A 16,207-nucleotide genomic window follows, 5' to 3' on the forward strand; every position below is an offset into this window, starting at 1 on the left:
ATGCAGACCGTGATCCCGTCTACCCAGGCCACGCGGCGACGCGTGGCCCTCCTCGCCCCTCGGACGCTGCTGCTCACGGTCGCGCTGCCGGTGCTGCTCGCCCTCACGGCCACCACCGCGCACGCCGAGCCCCCGCTGCGCGAGCTGGACGGAGACGTGACGGACGTCGCCGGGGTGCTCAGCGAGGACGAGGTCGCCGAGGTGCAGGACGCCCTCGACACCCTCGCGGAGGACAGCTCGTACCAGCTCTTCGTCGTCTACGTGGAGAGCTTCGACGGCACCGACGGGCGCAGCTGGGCGGACGCCACCGCGACCAACGCCCAGCTCGGCCCCGACGACCTGCTGCTCGCCGTCGCCACCGAGGACCGCCTGTACGGGCTGAGCTGGGACAACAACATCGACCTGTCGGACGAGCAGCTCGACGCCGTCCGCGACGCCACGGTCGACGAGCTGCGCGACGACGACTGGGCCGGCGCCACGGTCGCCGCCGTCGACGCCACGCTGGCGGTCACCGGCTCCGGCGACGCCTCCACCACCGGTGTCGCGGACGACGGCGACTCCTCCGGCCGGCTCCCGGTGCCCGGGCCGCTGCTGGTCGGCGGGATCGCCGTCGTCGCCGCCGGCGGCGTCTTCCTGTGGTCCCGCTCGCGCCGGGACAAGGACCTGACCCGTCGCGGCGCCGCCGCGGCCGCCGCCCGCACGGGGGCCGGCGGCCCGGACCCCGACCCGCTCGCCAACATCACCACCACCGAGCTCGCCCAGCGTGCCGGCAGCGCCCTGGTCGCCGTCGACGACGCGATCAAGACGTCCGAGCAGGAGCTCGGCTTCGCGCAGGCGGAGTTCGGGCTCGAGGCGACCCGGGAGTTCACCGCGGCGCTGGAGGAGGCCCGCGCGGACGTCGCCGAGGCCTTCCGTCTGCGCCAGGGGCTCGAGGACAGCGTCCCGCCGGGTGGTTCCCTCGGCGACGCGCCGCCGTCGGACGCGGCCCGGCAGCGCGCCGTGCTGGCCGACGTCATCCGGCGCTGCGAGGCCGCGGCGGCCACCCTCGACGCCCAGGCCGACTCCTTCGACGACCTGCGCCGCCTGCAGTCCCGGGCGCCGCAGGTGCTCGACGAGACCGAGCAGCGCGCCGGTGAGATCGAGGCGCGGATCGAGGTCGCCCGCAGCACCCTCGCCGGGCTGACCGCCACCTACCCCGCGTCGGCGCTGGCGTCCGTGCGCGACAACCCGGACCAGGTGGCAGCGCTCGTCGCCAACGCCCGCGAGGCGGTCGCGGCCGGGCGGACCGCCGTCCAGAAGCGCAAGAAGGCGGTCGCCGTCGCCGAGGCCCGGGCGGCGCAGAACGCGCTCGGGCAGGCCGTCACCCTGCTCGACGAGGTCGCGAGCGCCGGCGACGACCTCGCGTCCGCCGCGACCAACCTCGACAAGGGCATCGCGTCGATCACGCAGGACATCGTCGACGCCGAGCGCCTCGCGTCCGGCGACCCGGCCGCGCAGGGCGCCGCCGCCGAGGCGCGGTCCGCTGCCGAGCAGGCCCGCAGCGCCCGCGACGGCGGCGACCCGCTGGCCGCGCTCGCCCGCCTGACCTCCGCGGAGGCCGCCCTCGACGCCGCCCTCGCACCCGCCCGGCAGCAGGCCGAGTCCGACGCCCGCGCCAAGGCGCTGCTGCGCGACGTCCTCGGTCGTGTCGAGTCCCAGCTCCGCGCGACGCAGAGCTTCGTCACCACCCGTCGCGGCGCCGTCGGCCCCGACGCGCGCACCCGGCTGGCCGAGGCCGAGCGCCTCGCCGCCGAGGCCCGGTCGCTGCAGGCCACCGACCCGCACGCGGCGCTCGCGACGGCGCAGCAGGCCGAGCGCTACGTCCAGCAGGCGACCCAGATGGCGCAGACCGACACCTCCGGCTGGGACATGCGGCAGGGAGGGTTCGCCGGTCCCGGTCGCCGCTCCTCCGACGTGGGCGGCATGATCCTCGGAGGGATCGTCCTCGACTCGGTCCTGCGCGGCTCCGGGCGCGGCCGACGGCGGGGCCGCGGCTACGGCGGCGGATTCGGCGGGGGCTTCGGTGGCGGGTTCGGCGGCGGTTCCCGCGGCGGTTTCGGGGGTGGTTTCGGCGGGGGAGGCGGCCGGGGCGGCGCCGGTGGCCGCTTCTGACGTCGACGCGCCGGGAACCACGGAGCCTCCGCCGTCGTCCTAGTCATCAACACCAACCAGCGGGAACCACGGACCAGGAAGGCACGTCATGACGCAGAAGCAGAGCATCCTCGGGCGCATCAGCCAGCTCGCGAAGGCCAACATCAACGCGATGCTGGACCGTGCCGAGGACCCGGCCAAGATGATCGACCAGCTGATCCGTGACTACACGAACAACATCGCGGAGGCCGAGCAGGCGATCGCCCAGACGATCGGCAACCTGCGGCTGGCCGAGCAGGACTACCACGAGGACGTGCAGTCCGTGCAGGAGTGGGGCGCCAAGGCGCTGGCCGCCTCCCGCAAGGCCGACGAGCGACGCAGCGCGGGCGACGCCGTCAACGCCGACAAGTTCGACCAGCTCGCCAAGGTGGCGCTGCGCAAGCAGCTCGACGCCGAGAACGAGGTCACGACGTCCCGGCCGATGATCGAGCAGCAGCAGGTCACGGTCGAGAAGCTGAAGACCGGCCTGGCCCAGATGAAGGACCGGCTCGTCGAGCTGAAGTCGAAGCGCGACCAGCTCGTCGCCCGGCAGAAGGCCGCCGAGGCGCAGCAGACCGTGCAGGGCGCGATCAGCTCCATCAACATCATGGACCCGACCAGCGAGCTCTCGCGGTTCGAGGAGGCGGTGCGCCGCGAGGAGGCGCAGGCCATGGGTCAGGCGGAGATCGCGGCGTCCTCCCTGGAGTCGCAGTTCTCCGAGCTCGAGGGGTCGATGGAGGACCTCGAGCTGGAGGCCCGCCTCGCCGCGCTCAAGGCGGGCACCCCGCAGAACCAGATCGAGTCCTGACGAGGTAGTTGCGCCGAGGCCGAGGTAGGAGCGGCGTCGCCGAGGTAGTAGCGGCGTCGCCGAGGTAGTAGCGGCGTCGCCGAGGTAGTAGCGGCGTCGCGCTACCTCGGCCGGCGCGCTACTACCTCGGCGGGCGCGGCACTACCTCGGCGAGGCCCGCACTACCTCGGGGTGCTAGCCGGCTGCGGCGAGCGCGACCTCGTCCGGGCCGTCGACGGCGCCGCGCACCTGCTCGAGGAACGCCTGGGCGAGCAGGTCGCCCGTCCGCGCCAGACCGTCGTCGTGCGCGGTCACCTGGGCATGGACGGCGGCCGTGTCGACGTCGACCTCCCCGAGCGCCCAGCGCACCGCCAGGGACGGGCTCGCCTCCGGGTGGAACTGCACACCCAGCGCGGAGCCCCAGCGGAACGCCTGGTACGGGTACATGTCGGACCAGCCGAGCCACTGGGCGCCCGCGGGCAGCTCGATGATCGCGTCGGAGTGCATCGAGACCACCGGGGTCACGCAGCCGGGCGTCTCGGCGTCGTCGGAACACGTCGCGCCGGCGGCCCGGACGAGCGGTGCGAGGACCGGGTCCTCCAGCGCCTCGGCACGCCAGTGCACGTCGACGACGCCGGCCTCCCGCCCGGGCGGGGCGGCCACCTGCACCGCTCCCCCGCCGGCGACGGCGAGCAGCTGGGCACCGAGACAGATGCCGAGCGTGGGCAGCCCGTCGACGGCGGCGCGCGCCAGGAGCGAACGCACCGCGGGGAGCCAGGGGGCGTCGTCGTCCGCGTAGGCGTGCATCTGCCCGCCGAGGACGATCAGGCCGTCACCGCACTCCTCGAGCGACGGCACCGGGTCCCCGGCGAAGGGTCGGACGACGCGGGCTCCCGGGAACGTCCGGGCGTACCGGTCGAGCGGCACGTCGGAGCCGTGCTGCAGGACGGTCACCTGCGGGTGGTCGGAGCGTGTGAAGTCGGGCACGGCCGCTGAGATTACTCCGACCTGCCGCCGCGGTCCATGCTCGACCGCCGGAGCCGCGACGGCCCGCGTACCCTGGGCGCATGGTCTCCCCCTTCTCCGCGCCGATCACCTCGCCTGCGCCGTCGCCGAGCCCGGCGTCGCCGAACGAGCCGACCCGCACCACGTACCTCCTGGTCGACGGCGAGAACATCGACGCCACGCTCGGCATGAACGTGCTGAACCGCCGCCCCAACCCCGAGGAGCGGCCGCGCTGGGACCGGATCACCAAGTTCGCGAGCAAGGTGTGGGGCTCCGACGTCGTCCCGCTGTTCTTCCTCAACGCGACCAGCGGCCAGATGCCGATGTCGTTCGTGCAGGCGCTGCTCGCGATGGGCTACCGGCCCATCCCGCTGGCGGCGAACGGTGACGAGAAGGTCGTCGACCTCGGTATCCAGCGCACCCTGGAGGCCATCGCCGGGCGCGAGGGCGACGTCCTGCTCGCGAGCCACGACGGCGACTTCCTGCCCCAGATCGAGCGCCTCCTGGCCGACGACGGGCGGCGGGTCGGGCTGCTGGCCTTCCGTGAGTTCGTCAACGGCCAGCTCACCTCGCTGACCGAGGAAGGGCTGGAGATCTTCGACCTGGAGGGCGACGTCGACGCCTTCACCAGCCCGCTGCCGCGCGTGCGGATCATCCCGATCGACGAGTTCGACCCGCTGCGCTACCTCTGACGCTCAGGGGGTAGGGGTGGGCGTCGAGCGGCGCCCACCCGGCACGTCGGCGATGCGCTGCGCCACCGAGATGCCCACCAGGCTGCCCACCAGCGCCAGCGCCACGAGCACGAGCGCGACCCAGCTGAACCCGGTGACCACGACGACCAGCACGGACAGGCCGACCGCCACGAACCGCAGGGCGTCGGCGTGCTCGGCGACCCGCCGTGGCAACCTGCCGTCCTGGCCGCTCACCGTGCCGACCCAGGGCCACCGCTCCGCGGCGCGTCCGAGCCAGGCCGGACGTCCCAGCAGCAGCGCGACGACGGCGGCCACGACGGCGATGATCCCGATCAGCCACAGGATCTCGTGCAGCCCTCCGGACACCGCGTCGAACAGCACGCCGGCGACCCGCTCGCCGTCCGGGGTGCGGGCGGCCTCCACGACGAGGCCGCGCAGCTGCGCGACGAGGGCGGCCGCGATCACCAGGCCGGCAGCCACGCCGATGGCGAGCTGGATCGCACCACGCCGGCGGTCGGGCGCCACGAGGACGGTCGCGACGATGAGCAGCACGGTGACCACCACCAGCGCCCACACGACGCGGTCCACGGTCCTGACGGTCCCTTGCACCATCTCGAACGTCTCGCGGTCGAGGAGGGCCACCTGCCCGAAGTCGTCCGGCAGCCGCGCACCGAGCGCCTCGCCGAGCTGGGCACGCGCCTGCGGCGCGTTCTCCGTGACGGCGTCGGGCAGCGTCACACCGGGCAGCATGTCACCGACGCTCCCGAGCGCCTCGCGCAGCGCCTCGGCGATCAGCGGCGTCGTGTCGAGCATGACGGCGTCGTCGGTCAGGTAGACGTTCGGGTGCTCGTCGACGTCGGCGCGTGCGAGCGCGATCGCCCCGGTGTGCGCTCGTTCGACCAGCCGGGGCAGCCGCTCCCGGAACGCCTCGGACGTCACGAGCCGGTCCACGACCTTCTCCACCCGCTCCTCGAGTCGGTCGACCACCACGGGCGTCAGCGCGGCGAGCGTCGGCCGATCCACGCGGGTGCCGAGCGCCTCCAGCAACGGCCCCGGCTCGACCTCGAGCCGCTCGACGAGGGCGAGCGCCAGCACCTCGTCGAGCTCGGTGAGCCGGGCGGAGACGCGGGTGTCGAGGTCCAGGGCCAGCAGCGTCTGCTCGGTCACGTTGTCCGCGAGGGCGTCGTAGAACACCGGGTCGTCCAGCACCGGCCCGACGGTGTCCATGAAGTCGTCGGTGTCGAACACCGTGCGGTGCGCCCACACCGCCACCGACGACGCGACCACGAGCAGGGTGGTCACGACCACCAGGACGGCGGCGACCCACCGGCGCACGGCGTCACCACGAGAGCGGAGGGGGACGGTCTCGGCGGAGGTCACACACCGCATCCTGGGTGCTGGGAGGAGTCCGCGCGACTCGTACGCCGCACGTTCAGGAAACCTTCAGGGATGCGGCGCACACTGGACCCATGGCCGCATCCACCGACGCCCCCGAAGCACGGCTCGTCGTCGTCGACGACGAGCCGAACATCCGCGAGCTGCTGTCCACGTCCCTCCGCTTCGCCGGGTTCGAGGTGCACGCCGCCGCCGACGGCACGAGCGCGCTGCAGCTCGTGCGCGACACGGAGCCGGACCTCGTGGTGCTCGACGTGATGCTGCCCGACATGGACGGCTTCACCGTGACGCGCCGGATGCGTGCCACCGGCCGGCACACGCCGGTGCTCTTCCTGACCGCCCGTGACGACACCCAGGACAAGATCCAGGGCCTCACGGTGGGCGGCGACGACTACGTCACCAAGCCGTTCAGCCTCGAGGAGGTCGTGGCTCGGATCCGCGCCGTGCTGCGCCGCACCGCGGGCGGCGAGCCCGACGACGACGCCGTGGTGCGTGTCGGCGACCTCGCCCTGGACGAGGACAGCCACGAGGTGCACCGCGCCGGCGTCGAGATCGAGCTCTCCCCCACCGAGTTCAAGCTGCTGCGCTACCTCATGCTCAACGCCGGTCGCGTGCTGTCCAAGGCGCAGATCCTCGACCACGTGTGGCAGTACGACTGGGGCGGCGACGCGAACATCGTGGAGTCCTACATCTCCTACCTGCGCCGCAAGATCGACCACGTGACGGTCGCCGGGCCGGACGGCGCGGACGTCGAGCTCCCGCCGCTCATCCACACCAAGCGCGGGGTCGGCTACCTCCTGCGGGCACCGCAGCGATGACCCCCCGCGACCGCCCCGACGGCATCGAGCCGACCTTCGCCGCACCGGAGGCTCCCGGAGCGGCGAGCGCGGCCGAGGTACCGCCGTCGGGCACGGACGCACCCGGGCCGACGGCGGAACCCGCCCCGAGCACGCCGGGCGAGCGGCGCTGGAGCTGGCTCAGCCGGGTGCCGCTGCGCGTGCGCCTGGTCGCGATCATCGTGCTGCTGCTGGGGGCGGGCATGATCATCGCCGGTCTGGCGACGCGGACCGTCGTGTCGAACTATCTGATCGACCAGCTCGACTCGCAGCTCAAGCAGTCCGCCCAGGGCGTGGCACGCATGACTGCGCTGAACCCCGCCGAGGGCAGCCAACGCATCCCCAGCGACTATGCCGTGACCCTGCACAACTGCAACGGCCTCGACGGCGGACCCGCCGGCTGGACGGAGACCCTCGAGCGGTTCGGAGAGCCGCAGATTCCCGACGAGTCGTTGACCGCTGTGGTGGAGCGTGGCCTCGAGCCCTTTACCGTCGACTCCGAGGGCGGTGCCGACCCGACGCAGTGGCGGGTCGTGTCCATCCCCTGCAGCCAGACGCAGGACAGCCCCGTGGAGGGCGCCGCGTACGTCGCACTACCCCTGGCCGCCGTCGACAAGACGACCGCCTACCTGTCGAGCTCCCTCCTGTGGTCGGGCATCGGGATCGTCCTGCTCGGCGGCGCGCTCGCGTTCTGGCTGGTGCAGCACTCCCTGCGACCGCTGCGCCGCATCGAGGCCACCGCTGCCGCCATCGCGGAGGGCGACCTGTCCCAGCGCGTGCCCGAGCAGCCCTCCTCGACGGAGGTCGGCTCGCTGTCGCGCTCGCTCAACGTGATGCTCACGCAGATCGAGTCGGCGTTCGCCGTCCAGGAGGCCTCCGAGCAGCGCATGCGCCGGTTCGTCTCCGACGCGAGCCACGAGCTGCGCACGCCGCTCGCCACGGTGCGCGGGTACGGCGAGCTGTACCGGATGGGCGCGCTGGACACGGACGAGAAGGTCGACGACACGATGGTCCGCATCGAGGACTCGGCCCGCCGGATGGGCACGCTCGTCAACGACCTGCTCGTCCTCGCCCGCCTCGACGAGGGCCGCCCCATGCGGCACGAGGTCGTCGACCTCGCGGCGCTCGCCCACGACACCGCTCAGGACCTGCACGCCCTCGACCCGACGCGCGCCGTCGCGGTCACGGGGCTGCGGCCCGGCGAGGCGCCGCCGGCGGCCCTGCACACCGTCGGTGACGCTGACCGGCTGCGGCAGGTCCTGACCAACCTCGTGGGGAACGTGGCCCGGCACACGCCGGCGGGGTCGCCCGCCGAGCTCGCCCTCGGGACGGTGGCCGACGGCGTCGTCGTCGAGGTGCGCGACCACGGACCCGGCGTCTCGGACGAGCAGGCCGGGCGGATCTTCGAGCGTTTCTACCGCGCCGACTCCTCGCGCAACCGGGAGTCCGGCGGATCCGGCCTGGGCCTGGCGATCGTCGCGGCGATCCTGGGGGCGCACGGCGGCTCCGCGGCCGTGGCGCAGACGCCCGGCGGTGGACTGACCGTGCGGGTTCTCCTCCCGCCCGCGGGCCGCTACGCTGCGTGACGGCCCCGTCGGCGCAGACGGCCGCACCGATCACGATTGTCGGTCGGCGGTCGTAGGCTGGCAGGGAGACAGAGAACGATCTCCGAGCGAAGGTCTTGATAGCGATGGGCGTCCTGAGCGCCAGCGCGCCGCAGTGGTTCCTCTCGGCGTTCGTCCGCACCTGTCGAGGGGCGGGCGCCACGAAGCCCGAGGACTCGATCCGCTCGGTGGGTGAAGAGCTTATCGAGCGCTGGTCCGGGCCGGGCCGCCACTTCCACAACCTGCGTCACCTGGCCGCCGTCCTGCACCGGGTCGACGAGCTCGCTCACGAGACCCACGAACCCGATCTCGTCCGGCTCGCCGCCTGGTACCACGGAGCGGTCTTCGACGCGGACCGCAAGGTCGCCTACGCGACCCGCGGCGGGGAGCAGACCACGCTCAGCGCCGAGCTCGCGCGTACGCAGCTCGTCGAGCTCGGCGTGCCCGTCGATTCGGCGGACCGGGTCGGCGAGCTCGTCGACACGCTCGCCCGGCACAAGGCGGCGTCCGGCGACTTCGACTCCGCGGTGCTCAACGACGCGGACCTGGGCATGCTCGCCGCGGAGCCGCAGCGCTACAAGGAGTACGTCGCGGAGATCCGGGCCGAGTACGCCCACATCCCGTTGTCCGACTACCTCGACGCGCGGATCAAGGTCCTGACCAAGCTGCTGGGCCGCTCGAGGCTCTACGTGAGCCCGCTCGGCGCCACGTGGGAGGAGCCCGCCCGGCAGAACCTCGACGCCGAGCTCCACCGGCTCGTCAAGGAGCGCCGCAAGCTCGGCCTGGAGGCGACGGCGGGCCCGGCCCGCCAGTAGCCCACCCCCCCCGCCGAGGTAGTGGCCCACCCGCCGAGGTAGTGCCCCGCCCGCCGAGGTAGTAGCGCCCGAGCCGAGGTAGTGGCCCACCCGGCGAGGTAGGGCCTCGCCCGCCGAGGTAGTGGCCCACCCGGCGAGGTAGTCCGTCGTCCACAGGTTGTGGACGACGGCGGCGCGCGCCTCTCGCTGCGCCCTACCGTCGTGCTCAGCCCGGTCCACCGGGACGACGACGGAGGAGACAGCATGCGGTACGAGGTCGACAGCGAGCGGGTGGCGCAGGCGAGCGCCGCCGTGAACGGTTCCGTGGGAGCCATCCGGGCCGAGGTCGGCGCGATGATGCGCCATCTCCACGATCTGCAGTCGAGCTGGCACGGCAGCGCCGCGACGTCGTTCGCGGGGGTCATGACCCAGTGGCAGTCCGCGCAGACCCAGGTCGAGGCCGCCCTCGACTCCGTGACGGCGGCGCTGCAGTCCGCCTCGACCACCTATGCGGACGCGGAGAGCCAGGCCGCCCGCCTCTTCGCCCGCTGACCCGGTAGGCGTTGTGGGCGCGATTTCTGGGCTCGATTGATGCCCATACCGGGCAATACGGGCCAGAAATCGCGCCCACAACCACGAGTGCAGCGCAAAACGGCGGCCGGTCGCCCCGGGAGACTTCCCAGGACGACCGGCCGCCGTCGTGCGTGGCGCGGGCTACCGCGCCGAGCGGGCGTGGATCAGAAGCCCATGCCGCCCATGTCACCCATGCCGCCACCGTCGCCGGCCGAGGCCCCGGCGGGCTCCGGCTTGTCCGCGACGACAGCCTCGGTGGTGAGGAACAGCGCGGCGATCGACGCAGCGTTCTGCAGCGCGGAGCGCGTGACCTTGACCGGGTCGTTGACGCCCGCGGCCAGCAGGTCCTCGTACACACCGGTCGCGGCGTTGAGGCCGTGACCCGGGGTGAGACCGCGGACCTTCTCCGCCACGACGCCGCCCTCGAGGCCGGCGTTGATGGCGATCTGCTTCAGCGGGGCCGAGATCGCCGCGTTGACGATCTGCGCACCGGTCGCCTCGTCGCCCTCGAGCTCGAGCTTGGCGAACGCAGCGGCACCGGCCTGGATGAGCGCGACGCCACCACCGGCGACGATGCCCTCCTCGACGGCAGCCTTGGCGTTGCGCACGGCGTCCTCGATGCGGTGCTTGCGCTCCTTGAGCTCCACCTCGGTGGCCGCGCCGGCCTTGATGACGGCGACGCCGCCGGCCAGCTTGGCGAGGCGCTCCTGCAGCTTCTCGCGGTCGTAGTCCGAGTCGGACTTCTCGATCTCGGAGCGGATCTGCTGCACGCGACCGGCGATGAGGTCGGCGTCGCCGGTGCCCTCGACGATCGTGGTCTCGTCCTTGGTGACGACGACCTTGCGGGCCTGGCCGAGCTCCTCGAGCGTGGCGTTCTCCAGCTTGAGGCCCACCGTCTCGGTGATGACCTGGCCGCCGGTGAGCACCGCGATGTCCTGCAGCATGGCCTTGCGGCGGTCGCCGAAGCCCGGAGCCTTGACGGCGACGGACTTGAAGGTGCCGCGGATCTTGTTCAGCACCAGGGTCGCCAGGGCCTCGCCCTCGACGTCCTCGGCGATGATCAGCAGCGAACGACCCGACTTCATGACCTGGTCGAGCAGCGGCAGCATGTCCTTGACGTTCGAGATCTTCGACTCGACGATCAGGACGTACGGGTCCTCGAGGACGGCCTCCTGGCGCTCCGGGTCCGTCTCGAAGTAGCGGGCGAGGAAGCCCTTGTCGAAGCGCATACCCTCGGTGAGCTCGAGCTCGAGGCCGAACGTGTTCGACTCCTCGACGGTGATGACGCCTTCCTTGCCCACCTTGTCGAGGGCCTCGGCGATGAGCTCGCCGATGGCGAGGTCGCCGGCGGAGATCGCGGCCGTGGCAGCGATCTGCTCCTTGGTCTCGACGTCGACCGCGGCGTTGAGCAGCTGCTCGGTCACGGCCTCGACGGCCTTCTCGATGCCGCGCTTGACGGCGATCGGGTTGGCGCCGGCGGCGACGACGCGCAGGCCCTCGCGCACGAGCGCCTGGGCGAGCACGGTCGCGGTGGTGGTGCCGTCACCCGCGACGTCGTCGGTCTTCTTGGCGACCTCCTTGACGAGCTCGGCGCCGATCTTCTCGAACGCGTCCTCGAGCTCGATCTCCTTGGCGATGGAGACACCGTCGTTGGTGATCGTGGGGGCGCCCCACTTCTTGTCCAGGACGACGTTGCGGCCCTTGGGGCCGAGCGTGACCTTGACGGTGTCGGCGAGCTGGTTGAGCCCGCGCTCCATGCTCCGACGAGCTTCCTCGTCGAACGCGATGATCTTGGCCATGGGGACTGATCCTCCGCTGTGGCTGGTGGATGGTCGGCCGGTGCCCGCGACGGACGACGCGCCCCCGCACCGTTCACATCACGGGCGTGGGCGTGCCTCACCTTTCGACCAAGGTTGTTCACCCCGGCTGTCACTCGACGGCCGAGAGTGCTAACCCATTATTGGCACTCTCCCCCCGAGAGTGCAAGACGTTCCGCCGCCAGCGCACCGTGGCGCTCCAGTGGCGCCCGGTCCGGCCAGGTCAGCGCCCGACGGCGGGACCCGGACACGACGAAGGCCGGCGCCCCCGACGCATCGATGCGCCGTCGGACGCCGGCCCTCGCCGACGCTGCACGTCTAGGTCAGCACGATCAGAGCGGGCGGACCTGCTCCGCCTGCGGGCCCTTCTGGCCCTGGCCGACCTCGAACTCCACCTGCTGCCCCTCGTCGAGGGTGCGGTACCCGTCTGCCTGGATCGAGCTGAAGTGGACGAACAGGTCCTGTCCGCCGTCGGCCGGCGTGACGAAGCCGTACCCCTTCTCGGCGTTGAACCACTTGACGGTGCCCTGGGCCATCTACTTCTCCTCATCGTTCTGGCACACGGGGCCGGCGCCCCGCAGTGGACAGGAGACTAGTGGCGGAGGTCACTCGAAGGGAAGCATCCGAATCCAGGGTGTCGCGATCCCCGCGGACCGCGCCGGTTCAGCCGACGGGCTCCTTGATGATCACCCAGACGGCGTCGGTCGGGCTGTTCGTGAGGTCGTCGGACAGCTGCACGTTCGCCGGGGCGGCGCCCACCGCCTCCGCGACCGCGGTCGCCGTGTCCGCTCGCCCGTCGGCGAACAGGACCGTGGTCTCGTCGTAGACGCCCGCGAGCGTAACCGGCGCCGCCGGTGCATCGAGAGCGCCGACGTCGGCGAATCCGGCACCCGTGACGAGATCGGCCGTCGCACCGGCCTGCCCCGCGGCCTCCGCCCCCGAGATGTCGTTCCAGACCACGACGCGCGCCGACAGGTCAGCCGCCGCCGGGTCGCCCGGCATCTCGGCGGCCTCGTCGCTCGGCTCCTCGGACGGCTCCTCGGACTCGTCGCCCTCGGCGCCCTCGCCCTCGTCACCCTCGTCGCCCGAGCCGTCGGTGGGCTCCTCGCCGGACCCTTCGCCCTCGGAGCCCTCGCCCTCGCCAGAACCCTCTGCGGAGGCGGACTGCTCGGACGCCACGGGCGGGTTGTCCGTGGGCGTGTCGCCGCCGTCGGACAGGAAGGAGATGATCCCGACGCCCAGGCCGGCGAAGACCACGGCGACGAGCAGGAACGGCCAGACCGAGCTCCACCCGCTCCGGGGCTCGCGGTGGACACCCACCGGCGCGCCCTCCGGACCGCGGACGTCGAACTCGTCGGGCGGGAACGGGTACTGGCTCTTGGTCACGCCGGACAGGGTAGCGGTTCCCCGCGCCGAGACCTACAGCCCTTGTTCAGTATCGCGCCACCGCAGGTCAGCCGGTCGTGCCGTCGAGTCGGCGAGCCGTGCGCGCCCGCTGCCGGGTGGCCCGCATCCGGCGGAGGCGCTTGACCAGCATCGGGTCGTGCTCGAGCGCCGCGGGCGTGTCGAGCAGCGCGTTGAGCACCTGGTAGTACCGGGTGGCCGACATGTCGAAGAGCTCGCGCACGGCCTGCTCCTTCGAGCCGGCGTACTTCCACCACTGCTTCTCGAAGGCGAGGATCTCGCGCTCCCGGTCGGTCAGCGCACCGGCTCCGGTGGCCGACGACGGCGCCTCCGTCGTGGTGTCGATGTCCTGGACCAGCATCTCGCTCATAGCGGCCAGTATGGGGCACCTCGGGCGCTGTCCCGGGCATCCTGGGCCGCGCGTCGCGAGTGCGCTAGCGTCGCGTGCGTGGACTCCCCGACGACGACGCGCCCCGCCCTGGACACCGTGATGGCACCGGACTGGGCGGCGGCGCTCGCCGACGTCGAGCCCCAGATCCACGCGATGGGCGACTTCCTGCGCGCCGAGGTGGCGGCCGGGCGCACGTACCTGCCGGCACCGGGCGACGTCTTCGCCGCGTTCCGCCGTCCGCTGGCCGACGTGCGCGTCCTGGTGGTCGGCCAGGACCCGTACCCGACGCCGGGTCACCCGATGGGCCTGTCCTTCTCCGTCCAGCCGGACGTCCGCCCGGTCCCCAAGTCCCTGGCGAACATCTACACGGAGCTGGCCGACGACGTCGGCGCTCCTCCGCCGTCGTCGGGCGACCTGAGCCCGTGGGCGGACCAGGGCGTGATGATGCTCAACCGGGTGCTCACGGTGCGGCCGGGGGAACCGGCGTCGCACCGCGGCAAGGGCTGGGAGCAGGTGACGGAGGCCGCGATCAAGACGCTCGTGGCCCGCGGCGGACCGCTCGTCGCGATCCTGTGGGGGCGTGACGCCGCCTCGCTGAAACCGTGGCTGGGCGAGACCCCCACGGTGGAGTCCGCGCACCCCAGCCCGCTGGCCGCCTACCGGGGGTTCTTCGGCTCCAAGCCGTTCTCGCGCGTCAACACGCTGCTGGAGGCCCAGGGGGCCGCACCCGTGGACTGGCGCTTGCCCTGAGCGACGGGTGCAAGATGGGGGCGTGACATCGCCCTCGACACCCACCCCGCGCTGGTCCCGCTACGTCGCGATCGGCGACTCGTTCTCCGAAGGCCTGTGGGACCCGTACCCGCACACCGACGGCACCCCCGTGGCGGCCGGCACCGCGTCCGACGGCGTGCAGCGCGGCTGGACCGACCGGCTCGCCGACCACCTCGCCGAGCGCCGCGGGGACGCGCCGTTCGAGTACGCGAACCTGGCGATCCGGGGGCGCAAGCTGCGCCAGATCATCGCCGCCCAGGTGCCCGAGGCCCTCGCCATGGAACCGGACCTGGTGTCGCTGGTGGGTGGCGGCAACGACATCCTGCGCCCTCAGGTGGACCCGCACGGGCTCTCGGCTGTGCTCGAGCGCGCGGTGGTGCAGATCCGCTCCACCGGGGCGGACGTCCTGCTGGCCACCGGGTTCCGCACGGCGGGCCCCCTGAACTGGACGCAGGGCCGGGTCGGCATCTACAACGCGAACATCTGGTCGATCGCACGGCGGCACGGCGCGTTCGTGCTGGACACCTGGGGTCTGCAGGGGCTGCAGGACTGGCGGATGTGGTCCGACGACCGCATCCACCTGACCGACGAGGGGCACCGCCGGGTCGCGAACGCCGCACTGGTCGGCCTGGGGCTCGAGCCGGACGACCCGGCGTTCGACGCGCCGCTGGACGCCGCACCGTCGCCGCGGTTGCGGCAACGGCTGCAGGCGGACGCGCAGTGGGCGCGGGTGCACGTGGCCCCCTGGGTCCGACGGCGCATCACCGGCACGTCCAGCGGTGACGGCCGGCTGGCGAAGTGGGCCGAGCCGACGGTCTGGCCGCCGTCGGAGCGCTGACCGAGAAGGACGCCGACCCGACCCGGCCGCGGCGCGAACCGTTGTGGGCGCGATTTCTGGGCTCGATATCGTCCCGAAGGGGACGAATCGGGCCAGAAATCGCGCCCACAACCGGCGACGGGTGGAGCCGCCTGTCGGATTCGAACCGACGACCTTCCGTTTACAAGACGGGAGCTCTACCAGCTGAGCTAAGGCGGCGGGAGCGGGGACCAGCCTACCGCGCAGCGGCAGCCGGCCCCCGCCGGGGCGTCAGCCCTCCGAGGACTCCTCCTCGGCCGAGTCCTCCTCGGCCGCGGGGGCGCCGCCCTGCACGGCCGCGAGCAGCGCACCGGGCTGGTTCCAGCCCTCGAAGCGCTCGCCGTCGACGACGATCGTCGGCGTGCCGAAGCCGCCGTCGGCGTTCACGAGCGCCTCGTTCGCCGTGGCCTCGTTGGTCAGGGAGTACACGTACTGACCGAAGGTCTCCCGAGCGGTACCGTCCGCGATGCCGGCCGCGACGTCCGCCGGCGCTCCGGCACCCTCTGCGAGGTCGGCGATCGCCTCGTTGTCGAGACCCTCCGTCCCCTCCTCCGGCTGGTTCGCGAACAGCGCCTCGTTGAAGTCGAAGAACGCCTCGGGAGCACGGTCGGCCACCCAGTAGGCCGCCGAGGCCGCACGGGTCGAGTACTCCTCACCGTTCGAGGCGCGGTCCAGGATCGACACCGGGTGGAAGACGACGGTGGCGTCACCGGACGTGAGCATCGTCTCGACGTCGGCGCCGTTGATCTGCTCGAACTGACCGCACACGGGGCACATGTAGTCGAGGTACTCGTCGACCACGGGCGCACCCTCGTTCTCGGTGCCGGCGACCAGGTCGGCGCCCACGGGGATGCCGCCACCCTCCGTCGCCGTCGAGGGCACGTCGGTGACCTCGGCCAGCGGGATGTCCTCGACGTTCTTCTTGGCGCCCTCGTTGACGAGGATGAACGCGGCGACGGCGACCAGCGCGGCGATCGCGACGCCGAGCCCCCCGAAGACGAGGATGCGGTTGCGCTTGTCGCGCTGCGCCTGCTTCTTCTGCCGCGCGAGCGCCTCCTGGCGCGCCTCCTCGCGGAGCTGGGCCTTGTTCTTGTTCGACATCTCGGTAGAGGT

General features: G+C 72.6%; 16 protein-coding genes and 1 tRNA gene. 9 read left to right on the forward strand and 8 right to left on the reverse strand.

What is annotated here, in order from left to right; genetic code table 11:
• Together MWU57_RS04655 and MWU57_RS04660 are read left to right on the forward strand one after the other, a co-directional pair.
• Complete coding sequence (locus tag MWU57_RS04655) at positions 1–2,151, forward strand: YgcG family protein (RefSeq protein ID WP_374108523.1); 2,151 nt, start codon at positions 1–3, stop codon at positions 2,149–2,151.
• A gap of 88 nt (positions 2,152–2,239) precedes the next feature.
• Positions 2,240–2,977 carry a PspA/IM30 family protein gene (locus MWU57_RS04660; protein ID WP_246907571.1) on the forward strand — a complete coding sequence of 246 codons (738 nt, stop codon included), beginning with the start codon at positions 2,240–2,242 and terminating at the stop codon, positions 2,975–2,977.
• 174 nt (positions 2,978–3,151) lie between these two features.
• Here MWU57_RS04660 and MWU57_RS04665 read toward each other — a convergent pair whose 3' ends face one another.
• On the reverse strand, positions 3,152–3,943 hold the full coding sequence (locus MWU57_RS04665) for a type 1 glutamine amidotransferase (protein ID WP_246907574.1): 792 nt from the start codon (positions 3,941–3,943) through the stop codon (positions 3,152–3,154).
• An 80-nt stretch (positions 3,944–4,023) separates the two neighbouring features.
• Between MWU57_RS04665 and MWU57_RS04670 the strand changes: the two genes are divergently transcribed.
• Positions 4,024–4,653, forward strand: coding sequence for an NYN domain-containing protein (locus MWU57_RS04670; RefSeq protein WP_106266074.1), 630 nt, complete (start codon positions 4,024–4,026; stop codon positions 4,651–4,653).
• A 3-nt stretch (positions 4,654–4,656) separates the two neighbouring features.
• Here the strand turns inward: MWU57_RS04670 and MWU57_RS04675 are convergent, their stop codons facing one another.
• Positions 4,657–6,033, reverse strand: a complete 1,377-nt coding sequence (locus MWU57_RS04675; protein WP_246907577.1) for a hypothetical protein — start codon at positions 6,031–6,033, stop codon at positions 4,657–4,659.
• 89 nt (positions 6,034–6,122) lie between these two features.
• Here MWU57_RS04675 and MWU57_RS04680 point away from each other — a divergent pair, with 89 nt between their 5' ends.
• From MWU57_RS04680 to MWU57_RS04695, 4 genes are all read left to right on the forward strand, one after another.
• Positions 6,123–6,866 carry a response regulator transcription factor gene (locus MWU57_RS04680; protein WP_246907580.1) on the forward strand — a complete coding sequence of 248 codons (744 nt, stop codon included), beginning with the start codon at positions 6,123–6,125 and terminating at the stop codon, positions 6,864–6,866.
• The gene (locus tag MWU57_RS04685; protein ID WP_246907582.1) at positions 6,863–8,470 is read left to right on the forward strand and encodes a cell wall metabolism sensor histidine kinase WalK; all 1,608 of its coding nucleotides are present in this window, start codon (positions 6,863–6,865) and stop codon (positions 8,468–8,470) included. The genes MWU57_RS04680 and MWU57_RS04685 overlap by 4 nt, the downstream gene beginning before the upstream one ends.
• Positions 8,471–8,574: 104 nt before the next feature.
• The gene (locus MWU57_RS04690) at positions 8,575–9,303 is read left to right on the forward strand and encodes a hypothetical protein (protein WP_246907585.1); all 729 of its coding nucleotides are present in this window, start codon (positions 8,575–8,577) and stop codon (positions 9,301–9,303) included.
• A 243-nt stretch (positions 9,304–9,546) separates the two neighbouring features.
• Positions 9,547–9,834: a WXG100 family type VII secretion target gene (locus tag MWU57_RS04695; protein WP_106266452.1), complete on the forward strand. Its 288-nt coding sequence runs from the start codon at positions 9,547–9,549 to the stop codon at positions 9,832–9,834.
• Positions 9,835–10,019: 185 nt separating this feature from the next.
• Here the strand turns inward: MWU57_RS04695 and groL are convergent, their stop codons facing one another.
• From groL to MWU57_RS04715, 4 genes are all read right to left on the reverse strand, one after another.
• Positions 10,020–11,654 carry a chaperonin GroEL gene (groL, locus tag MWU57_RS04700; RefSeq protein WP_106266083.1) on the reverse strand — a complete coding sequence of 545 codons (1,635 nt, stop codon included), beginning with the start codon at positions 11,652–11,654 and terminating at the stop codon, positions 10,020–10,022.
• A 350-nt stretch (positions 11,655–12,004) separates the two neighbouring features.
• The gene (locus tag MWU57_RS04705; RefSeq protein WP_106266085.1) at positions 12,005–12,208 is read right to left on the reverse strand and encodes a cold-shock protein; all 204 of its coding nucleotides are present in this window, start codon (positions 12,206–12,208) and stop codon (positions 12,005–12,007) included.
• A gap of 127 nt (positions 12,209–12,335) precedes the next feature.
• Complete coding sequence (locus MWU57_RS18330) at positions 12,336–13,058, reverse strand: LytR C-terminal domain-containing protein (RefSeq protein ID WP_246907587.1); 723 nt, start codon at positions 13,056–13,058, stop codon at positions 12,336–12,338.
• A 67-nt stretch (positions 13,059–13,125) separates the two neighbouring features.
• Complete coding sequence (locus tag MWU57_RS04715; RefSeq protein WP_374108524.1) at positions 13,126–13,437, reverse strand: DUF3263 domain-containing protein; 312 nt, start codon at positions 13,435–13,437, stop codon at positions 13,126–13,128.
• A 129-nt stretch (positions 13,438–13,566) separates the two neighbouring features.
• Here MWU57_RS04715 and MWU57_RS04720 point away from each other — a divergent pair, with 129 nt between their 5' ends.
• Together MWU57_RS04720 and MWU57_RS04725 are read left to right on the forward strand one after the other, a co-directional pair.
• Positions 13,567–14,217, forward strand: coding sequence for a uracil-DNA glycosylase (locus tag MWU57_RS04720; protein WP_246907692.1), 651 nt, complete (start codon positions 13,567–13,569; stop codon positions 14,215–14,217).
• A 22-nt stretch (positions 14,218–14,239) separates the two neighbouring features.
• A complete protein-coding gene (locus MWU57_RS04725; RefSeq protein WP_246907589.1) occupies positions 14,240–15,076 on the forward strand; it encodes an SGNH/GDSL hydrolase family protein in 837 nt (278 codons plus the stop codon).
• Positions 15,077–15,198: 122 nt separating this feature from the next.
• Here the strand turns inward: MWU57_RS04725 and MWU57_RS04730 are convergent.
• Together MWU57_RS04730 and MWU57_RS04735 are read right to left on the reverse strand one after the other, a co-directional pair.
• A tRNA-Thr gene (locus tag MWU57_RS04730) sits at positions 15,199–15,274 on the reverse strand.
• A gap of 51 nt (positions 15,275–15,325) precedes the next feature.
• Positions 15,326–16,195, reverse strand: a complete 870-nt coding sequence (locus MWU57_RS04735; protein ID WP_246907591.1) for a thioredoxin domain-containing protein — start codon at positions 16,193–16,195, stop codon at positions 15,326–15,328.
• Between the last annotated feature and the right edge of the window lie 12 nt (positions 16,196–16,207).

The sequence above is a fragment of the Isoptericola sp. S6320L genome, assembly GCF_023015685.1.
GTDB classification, from domain to species: domain Bacteria; phylum Actinomycetota; class Actinomycetes; order Actinomycetales; family Cellulomonadaceae; genus Isoptericola; species Isoptericola halotolerans_A.

Bases quoted from the DNA above. Each gene is read 5' to 3' on its own strand.
- MWU57_RS04680 (WP_246907580.1), top strand. From the start codon at position 6,123: ATGGCCGCATCCACCGACGCCCCCGAAGCACGGCTCGTCGTCGTCGAC.
- MWU57_RS04670 (WP_106266074.1), top strand. From the start codon at position 4,024: ATGGTCTCCCCCTTCTCCGCGCCGATCACCTCGCCTGCGCCGTCGCCG.
- MWU57_RS04715 (WP_374108524.1), bottom strand. From the start codon at position 13,437: ATGCTGGTCCAGGACATCGACACCACGACGGAGGCGCCGTCGTCGGCC.
- MWU57_RS04655 (WP_374108523.1), top strand. From the start codon at position 1: ATGCAGACCGTGATCCCGTCTACCCAGGCCACGCGGCGACGCGTGGCC.
- MWU57_RS04735 (WP_246907591.1), bottom strand. From the start codon at position 16,195: ATGTCGAACAAGAACAAGGCCCAGCTCCGCGAGGAGGCGCGCCAGGAG.
- MWU57_RS04660 (WP_246907571.1), top strand. From the start codon at position 2,240: ATGACGCAGAAGCAGAGCATCCTCGGGCGCATCAGCCAGCTCGCGAAG.
- MWU57_RS04685 (WP_246907582.1), top strand. From the start codon at position 6,863: ATGACCCCCCGCGACCGCCCCGACGGCATCGAGCCGACCTTCGCCGCA.
- MWU57_RS04695 (WP_106266452.1), top strand. From the start codon at position 9,547: ATGCGGTACGAGGTCGACAGCGAGCGGGTGGCGCAGGCGAGCGCCGCC.
- groL (WP_106266083.1), bottom strand. From the start codon at position 11,654: ATGGCCAAGATCATCGCGTTCGACGAGGAAGCTCGTCGGAGCATGGAG.
- MWU57_RS04720 (WP_246907692.1), top strand. From the start codon at position 13,567: ATGGCACCGGACTGGGCGGCGGCGCTCGCCGACGTCGAGCCCCAGATC.
- MWU57_RS04705 (WP_106266085.1), bottom strand. From the start codon at position 12,208: ATGGCCCAGGGCACCGTCAAGTGGTTCAACGCCGAGAAGGGGTACGGC.
- MWU57_RS04690 (WP_246907585.1), top strand. From the start codon at position 8,575: ATGGGCGTCCTGAGCGCCAGCGCGCCGCAGTGGTTCCTCTCGGCGTTC.